This window comes from Moraxella oblonga NBRC 102422, from assembly GCF_001598275.1.
Lineage (GTDB): Bacteria > Pseudomonadota > Gammaproteobacteria > Pseudomonadales > Moraxellaceae > Moraxella > Moraxella oblonga.
The window spans coordinates 16,145-37,202 of record NZ_BCYQ01000019.1; the positions used below are offsets into that span (position 1 = coordinate 16,145).

The following is a 21,058-nucleotide window of genomic DNA, read 5'->3' on the forward strand; positions in this document are numbered from 1 at the left end:
ATGAAATTTTCTTTAAAGAAGCCAAAAACAACCAAAGCTACTGAGGAACAAGTATCAACTCAGCCAGCTACCGAAAAGCCAAAATTAGGCAAACCCAAAGTGGGGTTAGGGCTTGGTAAGCCAAAAGTTAGCAAGCCAAAGCCAGAGAAAGCACCTAAAGTAAAAAAGACTAAAGTTAAAGGCAAAAAAGTCGCCAAAAAGAAAAAAGAATCTTTTGATTTTAAAAAGTTTCAAGCAGAGATTAACTCACTAAATGGTCAAAACTATGGTAGTGCACCATTGGCGGTTAAGCTGTTTATTTTGATTGCGATTTTTGCTTTGGTATTGTTGATGTCTTGGTTCTTGCTAATTTCCAAAAAGATTGATGAAATCAAATCTGCCGAAGCCTATCAAGCAACCTTGTTAGATACTTATAAAGAGAAGCAATCTAAAGCTCGCCATCTTGCAGAATACGAACAACAAGTTGCACAGATGAAAACTGATTTTGAGGCATTACTTAACCAGTTGCCCAAAGATACTCGTGTGCCTGAATTAATTGATGGTATCAATATGCAGGGCAGTCGTAGTGGCATTCGTTTCCAAGATATCTCAGTGCAACCAGAAGTTTCTCAAGAGTTCTTTATCGAGCAACCCATTCAAATCATTGGTGTGGGTGAGTATCATCAGTTTGGTACATTTATTAGTGGTATTGCCCAGTTGCCCCGTATTATTACCATGCATGATTTTGAGATTAAAAATCCAAAACCAGACTTGGATGTCATGCCTGAATTACAGTTGGTATTGCAAACGAAGACTTACCGTGCTAAACAAGTTGATTTGGACGCAGTAACGACAACTGATCAAGCCACAGAGGGTGATAAGCAATGATATATGATGTAAAAAAATGCACACATTTGGCTTTTGGTGTCATTTTGTTGGGTGCTTTAAGTGGTTGTACAGACAGAGTAAGTATGGCAGAAGCTGAGATGAAACAAATCAGAGAGTTGCCTGCACAACCCATTGAGCCACCACCCACACCACAGCCGATTGAGGATTATGATTATGTCGCAAATAACATGCGTAGTCCTTTTGTGCCACAAAGTTTATTAGACAGACAGGCAACCATTGCCAATATGCCGAGTATTCGCCCTGATAACAACCGCATCAAACACGAGCTTGAAAAGTACACATTGTCAAGTTTGATTTATCGTGGTAAAGTGGTAGCACCTAATGGTCGTGAGTATGGCTTGGTACAAGCACCTGACGGCGTCGTTAGAGATGTGCAAATCGGAGATTATATGGGTGAAGATCACGGTCGTATTGTGGAGATTACTCCAACTCAAATCAACCTAATTGAGATTGTTGAAGATGCTCGTTTGGGTTATGTTGAAAGATCTGCCAATTTGATCACACCAAATTGATTAGCCAACTAGATTTATTTTGAGGACGAAATAATGACTTTTTTAAGTAAAAAATCCACCTTTGTATACTCTGCGTTGGCAGTTAGTATGTTAGCAGTAGAGGCGCATGCCCTAGCCATTCAATCATTGTCTGCCACCCAAGCATCAGATAATAGCACGCATATTCGTATTAACTTTGATGGCAAGCCCACCAAGCCAGTAGCCAGTCAGCAGGCAGGCAATCAGATGGTGTTTGATTTTAAGCAGGTGAGTAGTAGTGGTCTGCCACGTGATATGCCCATCAATCGTGGTTTGGTAAATAGCGTTACTGCTCTTAATTCTGGTTCAGATACTCGTTTGTTGGTGAATCTAAACGGCACCGCCAAGTACACCAGTAGCATTGAAGGCAACCAGTTGGTGCTAAAAATCGCCCAAGACAACAATACCAGAGCGGTGCAACCTGCAAGCTCGCAAGCAACTAATGTTAGGGTAAATCCACTATTGAATTCTAATGTCGGTTCGGCGTCAGACCATATTACTGGCATATCTAGCATTAATTATTCTGGCACTAAAAATGGTGGTGGTAGTGTTAAGATTGCATTGGTGAACGAGTACATTCCTGTTGATGTGCAACGTCAAGGCAATAAAATTGTTGTGCGCACTAAGGGCACAACCATTCCACGCCACCTGATTAATAAAATTCAAGCCAGTGGTTTGGTAACGAGTGTTACTGCCGCCAACCAAGGTCAAAGTGGTGTTATTACCATTGACATGAAGGGTGATTTTGAATATCAAGCTTATCAGTCTGGTTCAACCCTAAACATCTCTATTGCACCACCAACCAAACTCCAAGATCCAACTTCGGAGAAAAAGGTTTATAAAGGCGAACCACTGTCTATGGAATTCCAAGACGTGTCGGTGCGTACGGTGCTTGATGTGCTTAGTCAGTTTACAAACAGCAATATCATTGCTGCTGACAACGTACAAGGCAACATCACCTTGCGTTTGATTAATGTGCCTTGGGATCAAGCGCTGGACATTATCCTGCAAAGTAAAAACTTGGGCATGCAACAAAATGGTAACGTGATTTGGGTGGCTCCTGCTGCTGAATTGGCTGCTAACCGTGCCAAGATTTTAGAAGATAGTAGAAAAATTGATGAGTTGATGCCACTGCGTACTGAGTATATCAAGCTCAACTATGCAAAAGCAGATACGGTGATTGATTTACTTAAAAACGCTAATAGCAGTGGAGGTGGTAGTCAAGGTAATGGTACATCGTTGTTGGCTTCTCCTAAGGGGGCGATTACTGCTGATGCACGTACCAACACCATTATTGTCAAAGATACCTCAGCAGGTATTGACAATATTCGTGAGATGATTACGCAGATTGATATTCCGCTTGATCAAGTGATGATTGAGGCACGTATTGTTACTGCTACCGAGGCATTTTCAAAAGAGATTGGTGTAAGATGGGGTGCCACTCACAACTCAACTACCCCAGCATTTAATCCACTAAAACCAACCGCCACTTTAGACTCAGCAGGTTTATCAGTAAACTTAATGAGTGCTACATCTGCTGCAACCTCTTCATTTAATGTTGGTTTGCTTAGTATTAGCGACATGCTTCTTGATTTGACCTTGCAAGCCATGCAGGCAGAGCGTCGTGGTGAGGTGATTTCATCACCTAAGGTCTTGACGGAAGATAACCAAACCGCTAAGATTCTTTCAGGTAAAGAAATCCCTTATCAAGAGGCTTCAGCCAGTGGTGCAACAAACACAAGTTTTAAAGAAGCTGCCCTTTCTTTGGAAGCGACACCAAAAATTACTCCAGAGGGTAAAATCTCATTAAAATTAACGGTTGAAAATGCTGATACCACGGGTGAGGTTTATGGTGGTGTGCCAGTAATTCGTAGGGATTCGGTAAATACGAATGTCTTGTTGGAAGATGGTCAAACGGTGGTGCTAGGTGGCGTGTTCCGTAACACCATTTCTAATGGTAAGAGTAAAGTACCATTCCTTGGCGACATTCCCGGTGTTGGTCGTTTATTTAAGTATGATAATAAAGAGAATAATAAAGAAGAGTTGCTCATCTTTATTACACCTAAGCTGATTCACGATAATACCAGTCGTATGAGATGATGTTTGATGATGACAAAAGCAGGTCTGGTGCCTGCTTTTGTTTTGTAGGTTTATTTTGTGGATAAATTGCGGTTGTTTTTTGGTTGCTTGTAAAATTAATGAATAAATAACTGGCAAGATAGCCATAAACCTTGTATCATAGCTAATTTTTAAAGTGTATTTTTAATGTTTGAAGAAGCATCAGTTGTGGTTGAGGTGATTGTTCAAAAACCAACCATGAAATTTGCCCATTTGCCTTCCATATTTTTAGTAGGGCCGATGGGGGCGGGCAAAACAACCATTGGCAAACTCCTTGCCAAACATTTAAAACGTGAATTTGTGGATTGTGATTGGTACATTGCTGATCAAGCAGGTACGGACATTCCTTGGATTTTTGCCAAAGAAGGGGAAGTAGGATTTCGGCAACGTGAAACAGAAGCTCTTAAAGTATTGGTTAGTATGCCCAATGCTGTGATTGCTACGGGAGGGGGAGCGGTTACTCGTGCCGAAAATCGTGAATTATTAAAGCGTGGTTTGGTCATTTTTTTAGATGCTAACGTAGACACTCAACTACTTCGCACCAAAAAAGACACCAATCGCCCATTATTGCAGACCGAAAACCCACGAGCGGTGCTTGAAAAACTTTACCAAGAGAGAAGACCCTTGTATCTTGAAGTGGCGGATATGGTCATTATGACAGGTAAAAGCTATCCTAAGCAAATGCTTTTAGAAATCATTGAAGCATTGGAAAAATATCATTCTATTCATTATAAGTGATAATACTCATGAATCAACACATCTTAACTGTACATACTCAAAGCCATGATTATCCCATTTTTATCGGTAAAAGTGGCGATTCGCCAAAAACAATAAATTTGGCAAGTCAGATTGTACCTTTTATCAAAGGCAAGCAAGTGCTGATTGTTAGTAATGACGTGATTGCACCATTTTATCTTAAAAAGTTACAAGATGAGTTGAGTCAAAATTTTACGGTTGCGGTATGTGTGTTGCCTGATGGTGAGACTCATAAAAACCAAGACAGCATCAATGCCATTTATGATGTGCTTATGCAAAACCATTTTGCCAGAGATTGTACATTGATTGCATTGGGTGGCGGTGTGATTGGTGATATGGTGGGATTTGCAGCAGCAAGCTATATGCGAGGTGTGAACTTTATCCAAGTACCAACGACGCTACTTGCCCAAGTGGACTCTTCAGTAGGCGGTAAAACAGGCATTAATCACCCGCTTGGTAAAAACATGATAGGGGCGTTTTGGCAACCTGTATGTGTGCTAGCAGACATGGGGACGTTCGGGACGCTTGCTGACCGTGAATTTTTGGCGGGTATGGCAGAAGTGGTCAAATATGCGCTGATTTTTGACCATGAATTTTTAATATGGCTTGAACAAAATACCCAAAAAATCCTTGATAAAGATGCAGATACATTAAGCCATATGGTGTATCGTTGTTGTGATTATAAAGCCAAAATTGTCGCCAGTGATGAGCGAGAAGCAGGCGTTAGGGCATTGTTAAATTTTGGGCATACTTTTGGACATGTCATTGAGACACACGAAGGTTACGGCACATGGCTACATGGTGAGGCGGTTTCTATTGGCATGATGCAAGCAAGCGTGATGTCGCACAAAATGGGCTTGATAGAACGTGCAGATGTGCTACGTGTGGCAAAAATTTTGCAAGATTTTCATTTGCCCATCAAGCCACCCGCCATTGCCCCTGACGTGGCTTTGAACCTTATGGGGCATGACAAAAAAGTGAAGGGTGGCAAAATCCGTTTGGTACTTTTAAAATCGTTGGGGCAAGCCTTTGTTAGTGCAGATTTTGATGTAAGAATGTTGGAAGAGGTGCTTGTTTCTATTGATGAGTATGTGGTGTGATGATAAGGTTGTAGTATGTCGCAAAGTGTTATATCAAATATTATATTTAAAGCACAAGCCATATTGTGGTTTGTTTTGGCGATAGGTTTGTCGGTGGTTTGGTTGTTTTTGTGGATAACTACCGATGTTGCACAAGTTAATGAAAAACGCCAAAAAGAAAAAATTACCCTTGCCGATTCGCCCTTGCCAACATACATTGAATCTTATGTGCAACTGACCAAAGAAGTGCCACCGATTGATTTTGCAACAGTGATACGAGATTTACGCAACTATCCTAGCGAGTTTAAAGATAAGTCATATTTTGAAAAAGATGCCAAACGCTGGACAGTACAAGTCATGAATGTGTCAAGCAACGATATTATTGTTGAATATCTCAACCAACGAGATGACCGTGATAAGTTTGCTTATTTTCGTTACCACAACGCCAATGATGAGCTTCGCTATATTTTAACTTATGGCAGTATGGCAAGTGCCCAAGAGGCTTTATCCGCCATTAAAAAAGTGAACTTTGGGTTGCCAAGTACTGCCAAAGTAAAAGCAGAAGAGATTGGCTATTATATCAAAATCATGGATCAATATGAACGTGGTGATACTTTATTTGGCAAAGAGATGCTAGACAAGGTGAATTTGATGCCAGCTAAGCGAGAAATAGCGCCTAGCCGATTGTCTGCCGAGCAATTAAGGAGTGGTTTGGACAATAAGTTTCAGAACGCCACGCCAGCTTCGCCCAACGCATCGAGTACACCTAATTTTGCAAATGCACCAAGCATGGCAAATGTACCAACTTCAAATGCAGCAACAGGTACGCCAAAATCAGCCAGTACAACCAACCAAACCAAAAAAGACGTTGCAACCAACAAGCCAACGCCATCAGAAACAGCAGAATCAGCCCAAGAGATGGTGATTGATATGTCAATTGCACCCAAAGCACCAACGCCACAAAAACCTGCGGTGTCGTCAGAGACATCTTCGTCCGTTACTTACACCCAAAATAATGACGTTACGTATGAAGCTCCCAAGTCAAATGCCCGACCCAACACCAATACCAACAGCATACCCGGAGCTGATAGGGATTGATATGAAAGAAAATCTGTCTGCTCAAACGGTGCTAGAAAATCTTAAAGCGGGTAATGAACGGTATATGGCAAATTTGGCAAGTACCAAGCCATTGACTGTTGCACCGCCAGAGTTGGTTGAGGAACAAAAACCAAGTGCTATTATTTTGGGGTGCTCGGATGCTCGCGTGCCTGTGGAATTGATTTTTGATCAGCCACTTGGTGAGTTGTTTGTCATCAGAGTGGCAGGAAATATCATCGCCCCTAGTCAAATAGGCTCTATTGAGTTTGCTGCCGAAAAATTTGGTACTCGCCTTGTGGTGGTATTGGGTCATAGCCATTGTGGTGCGGTAACGGCATGTGTAGAAACGTTGATTAACCCTGATCAGTATTATTCTCCAAACCTACAATCTATCGTAGATAGGATTCGCCCTAGTGTTTATAATTTGCACGAAATCATGACAGCCAGTGATGCCGAAGTGGATATTGATGAATTTGTCAATCGGGCGGTGCGTGCCAATGTGCGTATGTCGGTCAGCCAGCTCAAACACGGCTCTCGCATTTTAGAGGACATGGTAACGCATGGGGATTTGACGATTATTGGGGCGGAGTATGACATTGCCACAGGTCGGGTCAATTTTTTAGACAGTTAATGAAAAGGAGTTATCATGACAATTGATACACGCTTATGGAGCATGAAAATTCGCCAGCTTACCCCCTATGTGGCAGGCGAGCAACCCAAAATGGCAGATTTATGCAAACTCAACACCAATGAAAATCCCTTCCCACCAAGCCCAAAAGCCATTGAAGTGATGAAAAAGGTGCTAGACCGTGCCGATGAGTTACGCCTGTATCCTGAACCTGAATCTGATGAGCTTTGCCAAACGTTGGCGAATTATCATGGCATAAAACGTGAACAAGTGTTCGTTGGTAATGGCTCTGATGAGGTTTTGGCATTTATTTTTGCCTGTTTTTTTGTTAAAGAACGTCCGCTACTCATGCCAGACATCAGCTATGGCTTTTATCCTGTTTATGCCCAAACTTTTGGGGTTAATGCCCAAGCCATTCCTTTAAAGTCGGATTTTACCATTGATGTTGATAATTATCGCGTGCCGTGTGGAGGGATTATCTTCCCAAATCCCAACGCCCCAACAGGTGTTTTGCTAGATTTGGGGAGTATTCGTAAACTTGTAAAAGAACACCCCAATGCAGTCATTGTCATTGATGAGGCTTATATTGATTATGCTGATGATGTCAAAAATGTATCTGCCATTGGCTTGATTAATGAGTTTGATAATGTATTGGTGGTACAGACTTTCTCAAAATCTCGTTCGCTGGCTGGATTGCGTGTGGGGGCGGTGTTTGGTAACCCAAACCTTATCACAGCATTAGCCACTTACAAAAATAGCTTTAATAGTTATCCCATTGACCGTCTTGCCCAAGCAGGAGCGGTTGCTAGTATTCTGGACGAGGCTTATTTTCAGGACAAGCGTCAGGCGGTCATTGCACTTCGCAACGCATTAACTACCAAACTTACCGAACTTGGTTTTGATGTGTTGCCATCATCTGCCAATTTTGTATTTGCCAAACCCAACCACGCCACACTCACCACCAAGATGATTTTTGATAAATTGCGAGAGCAGGGTATTTTGGTTCGTCATTGGGACAAGCCACGCATTGGCGATTATCTGCGGATTACGGTGGGGACAGCCGAACAAAACGCACGATTGATAGATGGTTTAAGACAGATTTTGGGGTGATTTTGGGATTAAAAAAGGGTGTAATTACACCCTTTTTTGTTTAGGTTTTTTGTTTAAGCGGTTAGTGCCATTTTGATTTCGTCCGCCGTTTTTAGTTTTTTCACCACTTGCCAAAGGCTTTGTGCTTCTGTGTATCCTTTTGTGAGCATACCAAGCCATTGTTTGTATCGCCCAACCAGTCCGCCTTGATTGTCGGTATTGTCATTTAAAAAGCTCAATTGATAAGGAATCAACCCTTGCCAATCCAAGGTTGTTCCGTTATGGATATTGGCAAGCAAATCAGGTCTTGTTACTGCACCACGTCCTAGCATCAGATGTGGGGTGTGGGCTTGTTTGGTACAACGTTTTGCATCATCAGCCGTCCAAATCTCACCATTGGCGATGACTGGTAAGCCTAGATGAGTAAACGGCTCAATTTTTTCCCAATAAGCAGGCGGTTTATAACCGTCCACTTTTGTGCGAGCATGAATGGTAAGCCAGCTTGCATTGGCTGATTTGACCGCTTGTCCGATTTCATGTGTTTTAGAAGTGTCGTTGTAGCCCAGTCGGATTTTGGCAGAGACAGGGATATGGGTGGGGACGGCTTGACGAACCTGACTGATGATGGCATATAAAACCTCTGGCTCATCTAAGAGTACCGAACCGCCCTTGTGGTTATTGACCGTTTTGGCGGGGCAACCAAAATTCAAATCTATGGCACACGCCCCCAGACTGATGGCAGTCAAGGCACTTTGGCTCATTGTTTCTGGATTGTTGCCCAAAAGTTGGATATGAATGGGTGTGCCACTTGCTGTTTTGCCATTGGTGCGTAGCTCTGGCACATATTTATAAAACACATGGGCAGGCAGTGGATAATGAGTAACACGGATAAATTCGCTGACCCCCCAGTCATAAGGGCGACCCAAATCATGGGCAATTTGAGTCAAAATCTGACGCATCAATGGGTCGGTTAAGCCTTCCATTGGGGCGAGCAGGCGGACGGGGTGGGGGAAGAAGTGGGAGAAGTTCACAAATCAGCACCCAACATTTAACACGACATACACGCCTTTATTGTCTCGTTCCAAACTTGCCGAATTGCCCGCACCTTCACAGACATAATCAGGTTCTTTATCAAAATGAACGCGTTGTTTTAGGGCTTGAAATTGAGCGTTATTCATTGGAGCGAGCGTGGCGTAAAAACCCACACCACCACATTCAAAGCAGTAATATTCATAGGTCAAACTTTTTAGGGGATAGCCATAAAGCGTGGCATTTTTTAAAGGAATAACAGCTTTTAGCGGCAGGTCTTGTTTGCTGTCTTTATACGCTTTGGCAGGTAACAAATCTTCTTTGTAGGGCGTGGTAATCGGATAATTGCCGTGTTGGGCGTAGTTGGTTAAAGGATTGATTTTTTTATAATTGCCAGAATGGAGATTTTCTACAAAAATATTGTCCATTAGCTTGCCAATCAACGCCCCATCATCGCCTGTTTTGTTTTGTTCCAAATATTCAAAAACAGGTGTCCAGTCGGCACTGTGGGCAAGCATAGGAGTAAGGGCAGGGGCGGTGAGAGTAAGGAAAAAAGCGGTCAAACGAGCAAATTTCATGATGGTGTCCAATTTAAAGGGGGGTTGTTGATGTAGATTGTAGCAAATTTTGTGTGGCTTGTCTTGATTTTGACGGATTTGTTTAAAAATTGGGTGCCAATCAATGCATGGCAAGGGTGCGAAAACGTATTATGGGTTTATTTTATGTGAAAAATCGTTCATAATAGTACAAAATTTCTCTTTTGTTAAGTAAAAATTGCCATTATGGACAATTCACTGGAAAATTTATGACTTCACACAACTATTTAAAAATACTTGTTGGCACAGCCTCATTGATGATTGTGTTGGCAGGCATTAAATTGTCGGCAAGTTTGCTTGTGCCGTTTTTGATTTCGCTGTTCATTGCCATCATTTGTTCGCCCCTCATTAACTTTTTGACTCGCCACAAAATACCACATTGGATAGCGATTGGTGTGTTATTTTTTATTTTATCGTTGATTTTGGTGTTTGTGGGTGGGCTTGTCAATTCATCAATTGCCGAATTTACTCGCTCTATGCCCCAATACGAAAAGCTAATGTTGGTGCGTATTGATGAATTGGTGGCATTGGCAAAAAAATGGCATTTACCTTTTGAATTTAATGCCAATATGATTACCGACCATTTAAATGTCAAATCCATTTTTTCTTTTATGGGCAGTTTAATGGGAGGAATGTCTAGTGTGGCTTCTAACATTTTTGTGCTGGTGTTAATGGTTGTTTTTATGTTGTTTGAAGCTCCTGACTTTAAACATAAATTGGCATTTGTACTAGAAAAAACCGAAAAGCATCATCACATCAGCAACACCAAGATTAATTTGATTTTAGACAGTGTGATTCATTATTTGGGTTTAAAAGCATTAATCAGTTTATTAACAGGCTTTTGTGTTTGGGTATTATTAACTCTGCTTGGTGTGCAATACGCCGTACTTTGGGCAACACTAAGTTTTCTGTTAAACTTTGTGCCAAATATCGGCTCCGTGATTGCTTCTGTGCCTGTGATTTTACAAGCATTTTTATTAAATGATTTTTCGGTGAGTATGAGTGTTTTGATTGGTATGTTATTGATTAATGGTATTATTGGCAACGTACTAGAACCAAAAATTATGGGGAAAAATCTAGGATTGTCCACGCTCATGGTGTTTTTGTCATTATTGTTTTGGGGTTGGCTTTTGGGGGTTGTGGGTATGTTGTTGTCAGTGCCTTTAACTATGGTGATAAAAATCATATTGGAATCTAATCCAAATACTGCCCATTATGCCGTACTTATGGGTAATGATAACGCCCAATCTTTGGCAAAAAACCTACCGCAAACCTTAGAATAAATCATATAACGCCCAATGAAATAACGCCCAATTTTATTCATTGGGCGTTATTTTAATTTGTGGGGTTATTTAACTTGACTGATGATATAATCCACCGCCGCATAGACTTCTGCCTCCGAGACATCACCTGTCGCTTGGGCAGGCATTTTACCAAAACCTTTGGCAGAATGGGCGTGTAGGGTATCCACGCCTTTTTCTAGGCGTTTTGCCCAATTTGCTTTATCGCTAATCTTGGGAGCGTCTAAGAGACCTTGATCATGGCAAACTTTACAGGTTTTTTCGTAGCGAGCCTTGCCCTCTTCTAGGGATAGAGCTTTAACTTCGGTTTTTGTCTCTGTTTTGGTTGGCTCATCTGTTTTTGGGGCTTGGGTTGTTTCTTTGTCTGTGCTGGCAGTGTCTGCATTGTCAGCTTTTGGCTCGCTTGTTGTGTCTTGTGCCTTAGGTTCGTCCGCCTTGACTTCATCTGCTTTTGGGGTCTCTGCTTCGGGCTGAGTTTGGGTGGTTTGGGCTTTTGGTTCTGTTTTTGGGGTGTCGGCAGGTTTGTCGCCACCACAAGCGGTCAAAAATACGGCACTTGCCAATAATAATGATAGGGTTTTGCTGGGATTTTTCATAAAAATAACCTTGCAAGTTAAAAAATATTGAAATTGGGAATGTGATTTTTTATCAATGAGTAATGTCAGTTAATTACTGTCAGTGGCAATTTGTTTATAAGCAACATAGCTACTAATCATGGTTAATGGAAAGACAACAAAAATGCCCAGTCCAAATGTCAACAAACCCAATAACCATAATATGCCAATAACAATACCATAAAGTGTCATTGGTAAGAGATTTTTAAATGCCATTTTAATGCTGTATGTGATTGCTTTAAATGGGGGTAGTTCGTGAAAAAATACCAAAAAATGCGAAAACCAAATTACTGCCCCATAAACACAAAGATATATTGAACCTATCAGCAGATAAATGAGCATGATGATTGGATTGTCAGTACTTTTATTGCCATCAGCACCACCAATGACTAAAAATAAAATCAGCATGGTTGGTATGAACAAAATGAATAAAAAGAGTAATTGAGCAAAGAATAACCACACTAAATTCCCTGCTCGCTCTTGAAATGCAATGAACAAATCGCCAATTTCCATTGCTTGCTCATTGTCGGTCAAATATGCCATATAGCCGATACCAACCATGAGCATGATGAATAAGATGTTACCCAGTAAAGGAATTGCCCCAACGGTCATCATCAATGCCATGACAATAAAGCCCAATCCAATCCACAATAAAGGACGAGCCATAAAAATCTGCCACGCTCCTCCAATCCATGACAAACCACTGCCAATGGATAAGGATTGAGGTATGTCCAATAAGGTCAGTTCACTTGGCTCTTGATAATCATAAACATCACTTTGTGGGGCTTGGTAAGGATTATAATTGTTACTCATAAAATCCTTGTTGTTATTGTGAAATTGTAATCAGTGTAACAAATTTACCCATAAAAGTCCACAAGTTTTAAAAATTGATGATAAAACACATTCATCACCAAAAACTCAATATGAAATCACCATTTATCTTTTAATTTTATGGTGTCATTCTTTTTATAAAATTGCCAAAAATAATACAAACTTTCCAAAATCATATAAATGCCAATAAAAGCAATGATTGGATTGTCATACTCTTGTTTGATAATGCCAAAATACCCCAAAATGATGGCACAAATCATCATTGTTAATTGTGAAGTGGTTTTTCTGCTTAACTTTTTCATCATTATCAAGTGGGTAAAGCATTGTTCTAATCTACCAAATTCCCCCCAAAAAGTCAAATTTTGCCCCATTGATGGTCAATAAACTACTTTATAAATCCCCCCAATTAGGCTATAATTATTCATTTTAATTTTAAGCACAATGAGCCAGACAATGACCGACCAAGCCCAACCCCAAACCGACTACAAAAACACCCTAAACCTTGCCGATACCGCCTTTCCAATGCGAGGCGATTTGGCAAAACGAGAGCCAATTTGGCTTGAACAATGGTACAAGGACGATGTCTATGGGCAAATTAGAAAAGAGCGAGCAGGGCGACAAAAATATATCCTACACGATGGCCCTCCTTATGCCAACGGTCAAATTCATCTAGGACACACGGTCAACAAGGTCTTAAAAGACATTATCATCAAATACAAAACCCTTGATGGCTATGACGCTCCCTATGTGCCAGGGTGGGATTGCCACGGCTTACCGATTGAACAAAAGGTGGAGGGCGAGTTTGGCAAAATCGGACACCCCCCAAAAAATGACAAAAACGGCGAGCCGATTACCGCCACACAGTTTAGAAAAGCCTGCCGAGACTATGCCAAAAGCCAGATTGAACTACAAAAGGCGGATTTTAAACGCCTTGGCGTGCTAGGCGATTGGGACAATCCATATTTGACGATGAATTTTAAAACCGAGGCGGACATTGTACGAGCTTTGGGCAAAATTTATGACAATGGGCATATCGTGCGTGGTATGAAACCTGTCAATTGGTGTTTGGATTGTGGCTCTGCTTTGGCGGAAGCCGAAGTAGAATACGAAAACAAGCAATCAGACGCCATTTATGTTGGTTTTGATATTGTTAATCGTGAAAATTTGGCACAAACTGCCCATTTGGACAGCAAATTACAAGCGGTGATTTGGACAACGACCCCTTGGACACTCCCTGCCAACCAAGCCATTAGTGCCAATGCGGAATTTGATTATGCGATTATTAAAAGCGAAAAAGGACATTTTATCATTGCCGAAAGTCTAAAAGACGACTTTGCCAAAAATGTCAATTTAGAAAATGTAGAAATCATCGCCACGATTAAGGGCAATGAATTAACCGCCCTAAATGCCCAGCACCCACTCATCAGCGACCGCCAAGTGCCGATTATCACAGGCGACCACGTAACGGCTGATAGCGGTACAGGGCTTGTCCATACCGCCCCTGCTCACGGTGTGGACGATTATAATGTCGGTAAACTCTACAACCTACCCACCGACAACCCTGTGGGCGGAAATGGCGTGTATTTGGACGAAGCAAAGGTTTTTGTTGGCGAGCATATTTATAAGGCACAGCCCAAGATTATCGCTACTTTGCAAGAAAGTGGACATTTATTAGACCACAAAAAAATCAGCCACAGCTATCCGCATTGCTGGCGACACAAGACACCGATTATCTTTCGTGCCACACCGCAATGGTTTATTTCTATGGAGGCAAAGGGGCTAAGAGAACAGGCATTGGCTGACATCAGTAAGGTAACTTGGACACCAGCGTGGGGGCAAAACCGCATTGAATCAATGATGAATGGTCGCCCTGATTGGTGTATTTCTCGCCAACGCACTTGGGGTGTGCCGATTGCCTTTTTTATGCACAAAGACAGTGGCGAGCTTCACCCCAATACTTCTACCCTGATTGAAAAAGTTGCCCAAGTGATTGAAAAGGGCGGAATTGAAGCGTGGTTTGATGCACCGATTTCAGATTTTCTTGATGAACAAGATGCCCAAACTTATGTCAAATCCACCGATACGCTAGATGTTTGGTTTGATAGCGGTTCTACCAATTTTGCGGTGCTAGGTGAGCGTTCTGAACTTGCTCCTGTTGCCGATTTGTACCTTGAAGGCTCTGACCAACATCGTGGCTGGTTTCAATCATCGCTCCTTGTTGCCGAAAGCGTGTACGGTCGTCCGCCTTACAAACAAGTGCTAACACACGGCTTTACGGTGGACGCAAAAGGCTATAAACTCTCCAAATCCAAAGGCAATACCAAAGGCTTTGAACCTGCCGAGCTTGCGGGGAAATACGGCATTGACATTGTCCGCTTGTGGGTGGCAAGTAGCGATTACCGCTATGAAATGGCAGTTAGTAAAGAAGGCTTTGACCGTGTTAGCGATATGTATCGGCGTATTCGTAACACCGTGCGGTTTCTTTTGGCAAATACCGATGACTTTGACCCCACAGCCGACCTAGTACCAGCCGATAAACTGGTCAGCCTTGATAAATATATTATCCACAGGGCAAACAAGGTTCAAAACGATATTCGTAACGCCTATACACAAATGGACTTTTTGCAAGTGTGCCAGCTGATTACAGGCTTTTGTGGGCAAGATTTGGGCGGATTTTATTTGGATATTATCAAAGACCGCCAATACACCAGCAAGACGGACGGACAGGCACGCCGTTCGGCACAGACTGCCATTTATCATATCGCCCACGCTCTACTGCGTTGGATTGCTCCAATCCTATCCTTTACCGCCCAAGAAGCGTGGGAAGTATTAAAAGGCACGGACGGCTATGTCTTTACCAAAGAATGGTATGATTTGCCAGAAGTTGCCCTAAATGATGTTGGTGAGAGCGATTGGCAAACCATTTTGGCGGTCAAAGAGCTTGCTAACAAAGCAATGGACGAGGCTCGCACCGACAAAGTCATCAACAGTAGCCTGTCGGCAAGCCTTGATATTACGGCTGATGGGACCACTTATCAAACGCTTGCCAAATTGGGCGATGAATTACGCTTTGTACTGATTACAAGTGCGGTTAATTTGATAAAAGGCGATGATGTGGCGGTGAAAGTCGCCCCTGCACTTGGCGAAAAATGCGTACGCTGTTGGCATATTTTGCCAAGCGTGGGAAGTGTGGCACAGCACCCAGAGCTTTGCCCAAGATGTGTGGAAAATGCCTTTGGGGCAGGGGAAGTGCGAAAATTTGCCTAATTGTTTTGGTGGAATTGTAGGGGCAAATGGCAATTTGCCCTTATGGTTTTAAAAAACTTTAAGTGGTCAATTTTTCTATTCAAACGAGTGCTTATTATGAATTATATTGAATATATTGAGTATATAGAAAATACTTACCAAATCACTTTGCCAAGTTTGTACAAACAACTTGCCAAAGACAATATGTTGGATTGGCAACTTGGTTTGGAAAATTGGCATAAAGACATTTATCCAACTTTATTAAAAAATCCGCCATTGTTATTGTGTGCTTATGAATTTGAAATGTGCCAACCAAATGGTGTTCTTGAAATGCTTGATGAGATTTTACCAAGTCAAGATGATGGAAATGATTTTTATGTTAAATCAGAATATCAAAATCGCTTGGTAATTTTTGCTGAATGTGGCAATGGCGATTATTATGCGTTTTATTATGAAAATGACAAACACAGCGAGCCACAAATTATTAGAATTTGCCACGATGATGACAGCGAATTTGTCGCAAAAAATTTGCAAGAATTTATATTCTTTAAATTACTAGAAATTGCCAATGTGGGCGAGAATGGCGAATTGGAAACTTTTAGAGAAAAATTATTGGCACAATTACGCACGCATACGCCTTATCTAACTAATGAGCAAGTAGATTGTTTGAAAAATATTTATACAAAAGAATTTCAAAAAGACAATCACGATTATTGGGTATTATTAAATAATACTGAATTTGATAATATTATCAATGATTTTATCCCTTATGAAAAACAAGAGCAATCATTTGAGCTTTATGAGTTTGAATAAAATAACTCATTGGGATAATCCAATTTTAAACATTATGAGTAAATTGGAAAAGAATGTGGTGTTAATGATTGAGAGTAATTCGTAAGATAAGAAATGGCTCAACCTTAAAAAACACGGCAAACAAGGAAATAGATAATGGCTTATTCTATTGCTAAAAATGAAATGATTGATTATCCGCCTGATGAATTAAAAAATTTTCAGGTCATTGCCTATGAATGGATTGATAATTTAAATTTTACTCTTGCTCCTGATGAATGCCTTGAAAATCCAGAGCCTTATGTTCAACTGGTTAAAGAATTATTTTTGGAAAATGAATGGCAAGGCGATGGCGATATTAGGCTGATGTGGATACCGCCTTTTTGTTTGCCCTGTGATGAAACGCAGTGGCGTTATACCAAAGGTGTTGTGATTTGGCATACTAAACAAATATCTGATGGGACTTCTTGGTTATTAATCCCAAAAGAAATTGCGGATATGAAATTGCCGTTTTGTTAATTTGATTGCAAGGTGGTTGTTACACACCGTTTATTTAACCCAATTAGGAATTAAAAATGAGCGAAAAATCAGATTTTATTCAAGCTAAAATTATTGAAATTCAAAATAAACTTGCCAAGCCAATTACCGCATTTCAAACTGGTGGCTTTAAACCAACAGGCGAAAAAACCGAAAATTGGATAGGACGAGTATTTTTATGTAAAGCTGATGAAGCCAAACCAGTTACGGATAATAATGGTAATCGCCTTTATCCATTGGCTCAATTTTATTTGCCCAATTTGCCTTTTGTGCCTGATGAATTAAAGCACATTGCTTGGCTTACGGTTTTTATGGGCGAGGAATTTCCAGAAGTTTATGAAAATCAAGGCACAAATGGCAATGGTTGGCTAATTCGTGAATATACGGCTAATGATGAATTGGTAGAATATGAATATGAATACGAATATGAAGGTGAATATGAACAAAAAGGTATGCCAACGCCCTTTCCATTAAGTTTTTCTTTTAAAGAACAAGATTTTCCACTTTGGGACGGGGGTGGTGTACCGAGTGATTTGGAAGACGAAATTTGTGAATTGGCAGAGGATTATGATGAAGAACGAGATGAAGAAAAAGATGATTGTGATATATTAGATTATTATGAAGATATTGTTGGGGACAATCATTGTTATCATCATAAATTTGGTGGTTATCCATCTTTTTGTCAATCAGGTGTGGAATTTGAAAATGATTGCAAATTTATGTTTCAAATTTCAAGCGATGATAAAGCCGAATTTAATGTCGTTGATAGCGGTAGTTTAATGTTTGCTAGAAATGATAAAGGTGATTGGGTTTTATATTATGATTTTTATTAAACGGTGCGTATTACGCACCTTATACTTAACCAACAATTTATTAAATAGGAAAACTTATGATTGAAATTGCTGTTCACGAAATCGCCAATTATGATATGGTACAAATTTTACAAAAAGCTAAGCAAGGCGAAAAAGTAGCCTTAATTTATAATGGCACAACTTTTGATATAACGCCAAGCAAACCTTTGTCAGAAGAAGAGAAAAAATTTGCTATCTTAGACAATATTTTTGCCACCGTACAAGCAAAATTGCCACCAGATTTTAAATTTAACCGAGAAGAATTGTATGAGTGTTAATTCAAGTTATTTTATAGACAGTAACATTTTATTGTATTCTATTGGCGATGACCCATACAAAAAACAAATTTCCCAATCCCTGTTAAAAAATATTAATGTTGTTATCAGTACGCAAGTTTTAAATGAATTTTGCAATGTGGTTTTTAAAAAGAAATTGATTACGCCTGACGAGTTATTCTTATCCGTTCAAGGTTTTTCAGAAGTATTTAAGGTAATGGATATTAGTAGCGACCTTGTTATCAAAGCCCTAAATATAAAAAATCGCTATCAGTATTCTTATTGGGATAGTTTGATTATTGCCACCGCCTTAAAATCAGGTGTTACAATTTTATACTCTGAGGATATGGCAAATGGTCAAATAATTGATAATCAATTAACCATTGTTAATCCTTTTAATCTATAAAACACCATTATTTAATACGGCTTTTTAGAGAAAATGGCAATTTATCTCTAAATAGCAATAAATTATTATAAAGAAACCCAACAATTAACCTTTTAAGAAATAAATTATGACCCAAAACACCCCCAAATCAGAATTAAACGGCAAATCCGCCTTTGTTTATTATATCATTGGCTTGATTGTTTTAGTTTTTGACCAAGTTAGCAAAATTAGCTTTCAAAGCTGGCTCAAAGTAGAATACACTTCTGTGCCTGTCATAGAGCCAATATTAAATTGGACGCTGGCTTATAATCGTGGGGCGGCATTTAGTTTTCTTGCCAATCAAGGCGGTTGGCAAAAGTATTTTTTTGCCCTTTTAGGGATTGGCGTATCGGCATTTATTATGGCGTATTTAAGAAAAATCCCAAAAAATGCCAAAGTCTTAGCATTGGGGCTTGCCTTTGTTTTGGGTGGGGCGATTGGTAATGTCATTGACCGCTTTTTATATGGCTATGTGATTGATTTTATCCATATTCATTATGCCAATGTGTGGCATTATCCTGTGTTTAATGTGGCGGATATTGGCATTGTGATTGGTATGGGACTGATTGTGCTTGATATGGTATTTTTGGAAAAGAGAAGAGGCTAAAATGAGCTATACACTAACTTTTGATAATATCAATGAACAAGATGTGATTGACTATGAAAAAAAATCATAATGTCAATTTTAAAGAGTTTATTGAAAATTTAATAAAGCCGAAAACAATTCTACAAAAAGAAGTGGATTGTTCCGATATTTATGAATTATCGGAAAAATATCAAAAGTACGCAAAAGGTAAATCTTTCAGCATTGAAGAAATGGATAAAATTGCACGAGAAGCATTTGCTAAAAAGTGGGAGCAAGATGAGTTATTGAATAAAAGTGCTGAATAGTTTTGCTATTTACTTTTAATAAAAAGTGGGCAAATCACCCAATAATGCCAATGCAAAACCCAACCCCATGATTTAAGGTTGGGTTTTTGATAAATGTAACATCTATTTTTCAAAATTTTTCATATACATTTCTTTGTTTGGGCTATAAAAACGCCCTTTTTCAAAAGCGATACACTGCAATTTATTGGGTGCATAACTCTCATCAATCACTTCATCACGAGTGGGGACATTGATGCGTACACTGTGTTTGCTTTTTGTTTGCGGTGGGGTGCAAACGGTGGTTTTGCTCGGTGAAGGACTAAATTTAGGTTTTTTGTTATCGCTGGTGGTGTAGATTTCTGGCAAGCCAATCACACGTTTGTTTTTGGGGTCGAGCAGTGCGTAGGCAAAATGGGTGTTGCCATGAATGGTTTTGACGGTGATTGTGGTAAAAATGTACTCATTGGCAAAATTGGGCTTGGTCGTCTCCATGATTTTCAACAACTGTTTGCTCAGTTTATCGGTGCAAACATTGTGATGATGTCCCACCAATTCTTGCCCGCCAAACATTGATTTTTCGTTGTCATCAGCAGTAGGCATACAGTCGTCTATTTTTAGACCATTTACGACTTGGTTTTTAAATGTGCTGGTGTCATACAATCCATCTGGCAACTGTTTGGTTTTTAAATAATTTTGTGCATGAGTGGGTGTAACCATGCCAAAATATAAGCCAACACCAACCGCCATGATGGTTTTAAACATCGTTTTCATAACAAATAATCCTTTCATTCATTAACAACAAAAGCGGAAAATCAGCACGATTGTCCAGATTTTCCGCTTTAAAATACTCATTCGCCATTAAAACACGCATTCAATGGTTTTGTTGGTGCTGTCAAAAGTCAATGACGTGGTGCGAGTGCCACCATCCATTTCATCAACTGTACCCAGTCGCCAGCCTTTTTGGTTGATTTGCAACACACTAACCACGCCTGAGCCGTAGTCGCCATCGTGGGCTTTAGCGTGCTGTTGGAGCTGTTTGAATTTGGCTTCGTTAATGGCGGTGGCAACATAGCTGTCGTTCAAACTCCAAATGCCGTATTTATTGGCAGGGTATTTTTTATCGCCAAGTTCTACCGAGAATTGGGAGCGAATGTTGGTAAAATTGCCGTCCGCAAAATACACTTTGACAGAAGATAATTCAGAAGTATCGGGCAGTTTGGCTTGAATTTTGGTGATGGATTTGCCAAAAGCGGTGGCATTTTTGAGAGTGATGGTGGAGTGTTCGCCACTGCGTTTGTTTGAGACGATGTCTTTTTTGAGATTGGCAGGAATATTTAGGGCGTTGTTGCCTGTGGTGATGTCGTGCATGGCACAACCGTTTTTCATCGATTTGAGTAGGGGAGTCCAATCACCTGCGAATGCCTGCGAACTCCAAGCCAAGCCAAGCCAAGCCAAGCCAAGCCAAGCCAAATTTTTTGGTAGCTGTCATAACTTTCTCCGTTTGAGATT

24 protein-coding genes are annotated in these 21,058 nt (G+C 40.4%); 17 read left to right on the forward strand and 7 right to left on the reverse strand.

The window, feature by feature from the left end; genetic code table 11:
* The 8 genes from MOB01S_RS06800 to hisC all read left to right on the forward strand — a co-directional run bounded on the left by MOB01S_RS06800 (position 1) and on the right by hisC (position 8,207).
* Entirely contained in the window at positions 1-867 is an 867-nt protein-coding gene (locus tag MOB01S_RS06800) for a type IV pilus inner membrane component PilO (protein WP_084349648.1), read from the forward strand.
* Positions 864-1,400 carry a pilus assembly protein PilP gene (locus MOB01S_RS06805; RefSeq protein ID WP_066802948.1) on the forward strand — a complete coding sequence of 179 codons (537 nt, stop codon included), beginning with the start codon at positions 864-866 and terminating at the stop codon, positions 1,398-1,400. Before MOB01S_RS06800 ends, MOB01S_RS06805 begins: the two co-directional genes overlap by 4 nt.
* 33 nt (positions 1,401-1,433) lie before the next feature.
* Positions 1,434-3,518: a type IV pilus secretin PilQ gene (locus MOB01S_RS06810; RefSeq protein ID WP_066802951.1), complete on the forward strand. Its 2,085-nt coding sequence runs from the start codon at positions 1,434-1,436 to the stop codon at positions 3,516-3,518.
* Between the two features lie 216 nt (positions 3,519-3,734).
* Complete coding sequence (locus MOB01S_RS06815) at positions 3,735-4,274, forward strand: shikimate kinase (RefSeq protein WP_066803030.1); 540 nt, start codon at positions 3,735-3,737, stop codon at positions 4,272-4,274.
* 8 nt (positions 4,275-4,282) lie between these two features.
* Entirely contained in the window at positions 4,283-5,392 is a 1,110-nt protein-coding gene (gene aroB, locus MOB01S_RS06820) for a 3-dehydroquinate synthase (protein ID WP_066802954.1), read from the forward strand.
* A gap of 15 nt (positions 5,393-5,407) precedes the next feature.
* Positions 5,408-6,469: a hypothetical protein gene (locus MOB01S_RS06825; protein WP_066802958.1), complete on the forward strand. Its 1,062-nt coding sequence runs from the start codon at positions 5,408-5,410 to the stop codon at positions 6,467-6,469.
* A gap of 1 nt (position 6,470) precedes the next feature.
* On the forward strand, positions 6,471-7,100 hold the full coding sequence (locus MOB01S_RS06830; RefSeq protein WP_066802961.1) for a carbonic anhydrase: 630 nt from the start codon (positions 6,471-6,473) through the stop codon (positions 7,098-7,100).
* Between the two features lie 15 nt (positions 7,101-7,115).
* Complete coding sequence (hisC, locus tag MOB01S_RS06835; protein ID WP_066802963.1) at positions 7,116-8,207, forward strand: histidinol-phosphate transaminase; 1,092 nt, start codon at positions 7,116-7,118, stop codon at positions 8,205-8,207.
* Between the two features lie 53 nt (positions 8,208-8,260).
* Here hisC and MOB01S_RS06840 read toward each other — a convergent pair whose 3' ends face one another.
* Together MOB01S_RS06840 and MOB01S_RS06845 are read right to left on the reverse strand one after the other, a co-directional pair.
* Positions 8,261-9,169: a tRNA dihydrouridine synthase gene (locus MOB01S_RS06840; protein WP_066802965.1), complete on the reverse strand. Its 909-nt coding sequence runs from the start codon at positions 9,167-9,169 to the stop codon at positions 8,261-8,263.
* 51 nt (positions 9,170-9,220) lie between these two features.
* Positions 9,221-9,793, reverse strand: a complete 573-nt coding sequence (locus tag MOB01S_RS06845) for a hypothetical protein (protein ID WP_066802967.1) — start codon at positions 9,791-9,793, stop codon at positions 9,221-9,223.
* Positions 9,794-10,020: 227 nt separating this feature from the next.
* Between MOB01S_RS06845 and MOB01S_RS06850 the strand changes: the two genes are divergently transcribed.
* Positions 10,021-11,094 (forward strand): AI-2E family transporter, encoded by a 1,074-nt coding sequence (locus MOB01S_RS06850; protein ID WP_066802969.1) that lies wholly within the window; start codon positions 10,021-10,023, stop codon positions 11,092-11,094.
* A gap of 65 nt (positions 11,095-11,159) precedes the next feature.
* Here MOB01S_RS06850 and MOB01S_RS12140 read toward each other — a convergent pair whose 3' ends face one another.
* From MOB01S_RS12140 to MOB01S_RS06865, 3 genes are all read right to left on the reverse strand, one after another.
* Positions 11,160-11,708, reverse strand: coding sequence for a c-type cytochrome (locus MOB01S_RS12140; protein WP_084349649.1), 549 nt, complete (start codon positions 11,706-11,708; stop codon positions 11,160-11,162).
* Positions 11,709-11,777: 69 nt separating this feature from the next.
* Positions 11,778-12,539 (reverse strand): BPSS1780 family membrane protein, encoded by a 762-nt coding sequence (locus MOB01S_RS06860; protein ID WP_066802971.1) that lies wholly within the window; start codon positions 12,537-12,539, stop codon positions 11,778-11,780.
* 116 nt (positions 12,540-12,655) lie between these two features.
* Complete coding sequence (locus MOB01S_RS06865) at positions 12,656-12,862, reverse strand: hypothetical protein (protein WP_218016083.1); 207 nt, start codon at positions 12,860-12,862, stop codon at positions 12,656-12,658.
* Between the two features lie 148 nt (positions 12,863-13,010).
* Here MOB01S_RS06865 and ileS point away from each other — a divergent pair, with 148 nt between their 5' ends.
* From ileS to MOB01S_RS06905, 8 genes are all read left to right on the forward strand, one after another.
* On the forward strand, positions 13,011-15,824 hold the full coding sequence (ileS, locus tag MOB01S_RS06870) for an isoleucine--tRNA ligase (protein WP_066802976.1): 2,814 nt from the start codon (positions 13,011-13,013) through the stop codon (positions 15,822-15,824).
* Positions 15,825-15,920: 96 nt separating this feature from the next.
* Positions 15,921-16,616: an SMI1/KNR4 family protein gene (locus tag MOB01S_RS06875; protein ID WP_169798127.1), complete on the forward strand. Its 696-nt coding sequence runs from the start codon at positions 15,921-15,923 to the stop codon at positions 16,614-16,616.
* 135 nt (positions 16,617-16,751) lie between these two features.
* A complete protein-coding gene (locus MOB01S_RS06880; RefSeq protein ID WP_066802982.1) occupies positions 16,752-17,111 on the forward strand; it encodes a hypothetical protein in 360 nt (119 codons plus the stop codon).
* Positions 17,112-17,167: 56 nt separating this feature from the next.
* Complete coding sequence (locus tag MOB01S_RS06885; protein ID WP_066802984.1) at positions 17,168-17,962, forward strand: DUF1963 domain-containing protein; 795 nt, start codon at positions 17,168-17,170, stop codon at positions 17,960-17,962.
* Between the two features lie 56 nt (positions 17,963-18,018).
* Positions 18,019-18,258, forward strand: a complete 240-nt coding sequence (locus MOB01S_RS06890; protein WP_066802986.1) for a hypothetical protein — start codon at positions 18,019-18,021, stop codon at positions 18,256-18,258.
* Complete coding sequence (locus tag MOB01S_RS06895) at positions 18,248-18,661, forward strand: PIN domain-containing protein (protein ID WP_066802988.1); 414 nt, start codon at positions 18,248-18,250, stop codon at positions 18,659-18,661. Before MOB01S_RS06890 ends, MOB01S_RS06895 begins: the two co-directional genes overlap by 11 nt.
* Positions 18,662-18,767: 106 nt before the next feature.
* Positions 18,768-19,286, forward strand: a complete 519-nt coding sequence (gene lspA / locus MOB01S_RS06900; protein ID WP_066802990.1) for a signal peptidase II — start codon at positions 18,768-18,770, stop codon at positions 19,284-19,286.
* A gap of 53 nt (positions 19,287-19,339) precedes the next feature.
* Positions 19,340-19,570, forward strand: a complete 231-nt coding sequence (locus MOB01S_RS06905; RefSeq protein WP_066802993.1) for a hypothetical protein — start codon at positions 19,340-19,342, stop codon at positions 19,568-19,570.
* Between the two features lie 102 nt (positions 19,571-19,672).
* Here the strand turns inward: MOB01S_RS06905 and MOB01S_RS06910 are convergent, their stop codons facing one another.
* Together MOB01S_RS06910 and MOB01S_RS06915 are read right to left on the reverse strand one after the other, a co-directional pair.
* Positions 19,673-20,320 carry a hypothetical protein gene (locus tag MOB01S_RS06910; protein ID WP_157073924.1) on the reverse strand — a complete coding sequence of 216 codons (648 nt, stop codon included), beginning with the start codon at positions 20,318-20,320 and terminating at the stop codon, positions 19,673-19,675.
* A gap of 87 nt (positions 20,321-20,407) precedes the next feature.
* Positions 20,408-21,019 (reverse strand): hypothetical protein, encoded by a 612-nt coding sequence (locus MOB01S_RS06915; protein WP_157073925.1) that lies wholly within the window; start codon positions 21,017-21,019, stop codon positions 20,408-20,410.
* Between the last annotated feature and the right edge of the window lie 39 nt (positions 21,020-21,058).